Raw genomic sequence first — 4,632 nt, 5'->3', positions numbered from 1 at the left:
GGCGGCTCCGCGGCGGCCTTCGACGGCTCCCTGCCCCGCGCGGGCGCCACCTCGTCCCCGGACTCGGCGGGTACGGAGTCCAGCTTCGCGCCCGTCTGGGGGAGGGCGCCGGCCTGGAAGCGGGCCCCGGGATCGGTGTCGGCCGCCGGGCTCACGGCGGGCATGACGGAGGTCCTGGCGGGCCGGTCACGGGTGCCCGTCCCCTCGGCCACCCTGCGCAGCAGCCGCTCCGCCTCCTTGTAGGGCATGCGCAGCGCCGGGTCCTTGCGGAGCAGCCCCTCCAGGATCGGGGCCAGCGGCCCGGCGTGGACCGGGGGCTCGGGCTCGTCGTTCAGGACGGCGTGCATGGTCGGCAGCGCACCGCCCCGGTCGTGCGGGGGCTTGCCCTCGACGGCGGCGTACAGGGTCGCGCCGAGCGACCACAGGTCCGACTCGCGCTGCGCGCTGCCGCCCTTGATGCGTTCGGGAGGGATGAACGCGGGGGTGCCCGCGATGCCGGTCATGGTCAGCGCGGTCTCGGCTTCGAGCGTCGCGATGCCGAAGTCGGTCAGCACCACCCGGCCGTCGTCGGCCAGCAGCACGTTCTCCGGCTTGACGTCGCGGTGCAGCACTCCCTGGGCGTGGGCGGCGCGCAGCGCCTCCAGCACCTGCAGGCCGATCTCCGCCACCCGCTGCGGCGGCAGCGGCCCGTCCTGCCTCAGCACCTTGCCGAGGGAGCGCGACTCCACCAGCTGCATGACGATCCAGGGACGCCCGTCCTCCTCGACGACGTCGTGGACGACCACCACGTTCGGGTGGGTCAGGCGCCCGGCGGCACGTGCCTCGCGCTTGGTGCGCCGATTGAAGTCCTCCTGGTTGTCCTCGCCGAGCATGTCGGCGTAGCGGACCTCCTTGATCGCGACCTCGCGGTCCAGAAGCTCGTCATGGGCCCGCCACACGATGCCCATGCCACCCCGGCCGATGGCTTCGAGCAGGTGGTAACGGGAGGCGATACGGCGCCCCTCGGGCTGTGCTTCGGCCATCAACCGGCTTACCTCCTTCGGAACCCCCGAATACTCTCATAGCCCAGTAAAGTGATCGACTCACTCGCCGGGGAAAAGTCCATATCCTGAGATGCGCTGTCCAGTACGTGACGGGTGTCCGGTAGATGACCTAAGATTGGGCCCATGACCTGTTGTTTCGCGTTTACCGGCCCGGCTCCGGAGAGCCGGTCGTGACAGCGTGATCTAGCCTCTGTCCCGCGGATCTTACCGTGGCGAGGGTCGGTCGGGCGGCGCCTCGCAAGGTGGACAAGGTGGAGCAGTGAGCCGTGGTGACCGACGGCAACGCGGCGGGCGGGAGATCCGAGGGACAGGGCCTGGCGACCAGCCGGAGCCGCACCGGGCGGAGACGCGAGGTCTCTGCCTTTTTCATTTCGAACACCTCTTTCCGAACGGCCGCCGGCTCGCGGGACGCGCGCCGGCCGAGCATGGGGGAGCCTCATGTCGACCACCGCACCTCTGGAACGCGCAGCGGTAGGGCTGGGGGCGCTCACGGTGGGTGCCGGACCGGCCGTGGTGATAGGCGGCTCCGGTGCGGACGCCCGCTGGATCAGCCTGCGGGACCGGCACGGTGGGGTCCCCGCCGCCGAGTCCGTGTTGGCGGCCCGCGCCGAGGGGGCGGGGCCGCTCCTGGTGGAGCCGTCCTCGGCGGGAGACCTGCCGGTGATCGCCGAGAGTGCGGACGGCGTGGTGGTCGGCGCGGCCTGGATGCGAGATTCGGAGCTGGTGCGCGCCGCGGCCAGGCTCGGCCTGCCGGTGCTCGTCCAGCGGGCCTCCTCTGCGACGCTGGAGGCCCATCCGCGCCCCGGGTGACCTGTGGAACGTTCCCCGGGAGATCGAGCGATCCCGGGCATTGCATCGCGTGGACCTGAAGCCATACTGTGCGAAACAACGTTTCCATTTTTGCGAAACGGTGTTTCCATTTTCTCTGCCCGGAACCCGTGAAGGGGTGCCTCTTGACGCGTATCGATCAAGGCGTGCTCTAACCCCGCGGTCACCTCGGCCGGTGCGTTCACGACCGTGCCGGATGGCGGCATCCCGGGGTTCGGGAGCATCGCCGGATCATGCCGGCCCCGACGGGCCGGCACCGCCCCCCACCGAGCACACAGGGAGAGAAGTGAAGGTCAACGTCAACAGACGTCCGCGGAGGGTCATGGCCGCGTTCACCGCCATGATCGGCATGCTTCTGACGACCACGATCGTGGCCGCCCCGGCCGCGCAGGCCGCCACGGCGTGCGGCGGCTACTCCTCGAGCACCACCACGTGTGTCACCGACTCCACGACCATCGCGGGAACCTCGTACAACCTGACCTGGTACCTGCCGAACGGCACCGCCACGGCCCTGATGCTCGCCCAGCACGGATTCAGCCGCAACTGCTCGCATCTGCGCAACACCAGCAAGGCGATCGCCGAGAAGGGCGTCATGGTGTTCTGCGTGGACGCCGACATGAGCAACGGCAACCCGGCGCTGGGCAACCGGCTCGGCGACCTGCTCAGCTCTCGCGCGATCACCCCGCCGAACGGCAGGGCCCTGCCGGTGAACTACATCGTCGGCGGGCACTCGGCCGGCGGCCACTTCGCGAGCGTCGTCGGCGCCCGCCTGGCCGGCAACGGCTACCAGAACCTGAAGGGCACGATCCTCTTCGACGGCGTGGCCTCCTCGGGCTTCACCGAGAACCTTCTCGCCGTCTCGGCCGGCAACACCCGCCCCGTCCTCCAGATCGCGGCGCGGCCGAGCGTCATCAACCTGTTCAACAACTCCTTCGGCGCGCTGGCGGCGCTCGGGTCCCGCTTCGTCGGCATCCAGCTCGTGTGGACCAAGTACACCCTGGGCATTCCCTCCGGCGGCAGCTGCCACATCGACGCCGAGGGCGAGAACACCGACGCGATCGGCATCCTCGGCGCCACCTGCTCCCCCAACGCCACGCAGACCTCCTGGCTGCGGGACTTCACCTCGACCTGGGCGCGGGACCTCGCGACCGGCTCGTACACCTCCTCCCACTACTGCACCGACGCAGGCGACCTCTCGACGTGCGGCAGCCGGGCCAACGTCGTCCTCGGCGGCGGCCTGCCGTACGCGGCGGTCATCCCGAACTCCTGACTCGTAGGTGACGCCGTCGGTCCCGGCGGCGTCACCGCGGGCGCCGCGCTGTGAGGAGAAGTAGAGGCGGTCGCCGCCCGGTGAGAAGGCGGGTCCGGTGATCTCCGACTTGGAGTGGCCCGCGATCCGCAGGACGGGGGTGACGACCCGCTCGGGAGTGATCAGGTTGATCTCCATGTCACCGCCGTCCTCGGCGACGTAGAGGTCCCCGGACGGGGTGCCGGTGATGTTGTCGACGCCGTTCAGCGGGGCGTCGGCGTCGTAGACGACACCCAGGTGCTCGTTCTCCGTGTCGTAGGCCCACACCCGGTTGTCGCCCTTGGTGGTGAAGAAGCACACGCCGTCCGCGTAGTGGCAGCCCTCCCCGCCCGAGAAGCGGGTGGCACCGGCGACCTGGTCGCGGGTGGCCTTCAGCAGCGCGCCGGGATCGGGCACGCGCCGCCAGGTCACCGCGCCCGAGCCGGAGGCGCAGAGCACCTCCAGGGTGCCCGAGGTCAGGTCACCCCAGTAGACCGGCCGGAACCGGTAGAAGCAGCCGTCGGGCTCGTCCTCGGTCAGGTAGACCACCCGCCGCTCCGGGTCGCAGGCCGCGGCCTCGTGCTTGAACCGGCCCATGGCGAGGCGCGGCATCGCGGCCCGCGAGCCGTAGGGGTCGCACTCGAAGACCCGGCCGCGGAAGATCTCCTCGCACGACAGCCAGGAGTTCCACGGGGTGCGGCCACCCGCGCAGTTGAGGTTGGTGCCCGACAGGATGCGGTAGGCGCCGACGACGGCTCCGTCCGGCCCGAACCTGATGGCCGACGCCCCGCCGAGCAGCGGGATCTCCGAGTTGGACACGTAGATCCAGCCGTCGCCGTCGGGGAAGCACGCGCCACCGTCCGGCGCCGGGTGCCAGAGCAGCCCGCCGACCCGGCGGCCGGTACGGGCGACGATCCGGCTGGTGAACCCCTCGGGCAGCGCGACCCCGTTGGCGTCGGGCTCGCCAAGCGGACCGTAGGGGCTCTCGAAGCTCGGGGCGACGGCACCCGCGACCCCCTGCCAGAGCGAGCCCGCGAGCACCGCACCGGCGGTCAGACCTCCGGTGCGTACAAACGATCGGCGAAGCATGGCCCCTCCTCGTCGTCCCTCACGGTACGCCGCAAGCCGATCGAACTCACATGAACGCCGAGACTCCTTGAGCGCAAACTTTGCGCGAACCGAAGGACAAACATCCGCCAAACCAGGTCGGTCTATCACCAAGATCGCCATCTGTCCCGCCGGACGCGTCCACAGTGGAATCTTCACCGTCGTCGGATCGGGAGGACCGTTGAGCGAGGGACTCGCGTTCGCGAATCCAGTCTTCGAGACCGCGCCCCGGGTGGGCACCCGCCGAGCTCTCGTCTTCCTCGACTCCCCGCCGGACACGCTCCCGCCCCGGGCTCCCGCTCCGCCCTCGGCCCCCGCTCCGCTCCAGGTCCCTGTCCCGCACCCGGCCCGGCCACACGACCGGCC

3 protein-coding genes and 2 pseudogenes are annotated in these 4,632 nt (G+C 70.7%); 3 read left to right on the top strand and 2 right to left on the bottom strand.

Features of this window, described 5'->3' with window-relative positions; genetic code table 11:
- The coding region (locus ABZ260_RS46970) for a serine/threonine-protein kinase (protein WP_355631349.1) at window positions 1-1,022 on the bottom strand (1,022 nt) is incomplete at its 3' end.
- Window positions 1,023-1,481: 459 nt separating this feature from the next.
- Here ABZ260_RS46970 and ABZ260_RS46965 point away from each other — a divergent pair.
- Together ABZ260_RS46965 and ABZ260_RS46960 are read left to right on the top strand one after the other, a co-directional pair.
- On the top strand, window positions 1,482-1,853 hold the full coding sequence (locus ABZ260_RS46965) for a hypothetical protein (protein WP_355631346.1): 372 nt from the start codon (window positions 1,482-1,484) through the stop codon (window positions 1,851-1,853).
- Window positions 1,854-2,193: 340 nt separating this feature from the next.
- The gene (locus ABZ260_RS46960; RefSeq protein WP_355631351.1) at window positions 2,194-3,141 is read left to right on the top strand and encodes a hypothetical protein; all 948 of its coding nucleotides are present in this window, start codon (window positions 2,194-2,196) and stop codon (window positions 3,139-3,141) included.
- Between the two features lie 366 nt (window positions 3,142-3,507).
- Here the strand turns inward: ABZ260_RS46960 and ABZ260_RS46955 are convergent.
- Window positions 3,508-4,248: pseudogene (locus tag ABZ260_RS46955) on the bottom strand (alkaline phosphatase PhoX); the annotation flags it as partial.
- Between the two features lie 199 nt (window positions 4,249-4,447).
- Here ABZ260_RS46955 and ABZ260_RS46950 point away from each other — a divergent pair.
- A pseudogene (locus ABZ260_RS46950) lies at window positions 4,448-4,632 on the top strand (hypothetical protein); the annotation flags it as partial.

Origin of the sequence: Streptosporangium sp. NPDC006013, from assembly GCF_040614275.1 — a bacterium.
Taxonomy (GTDB): Bacteria; Actinomycetota; Actinomycetes; order Streptosporangiales; family Streptosporangiaceae; genus Streptosporangium.
The sequence above is the reverse complement of the archived record's forward strand: the minus strand, read 5'-3'. Positions and strand labels throughout refer to the sequence as shown.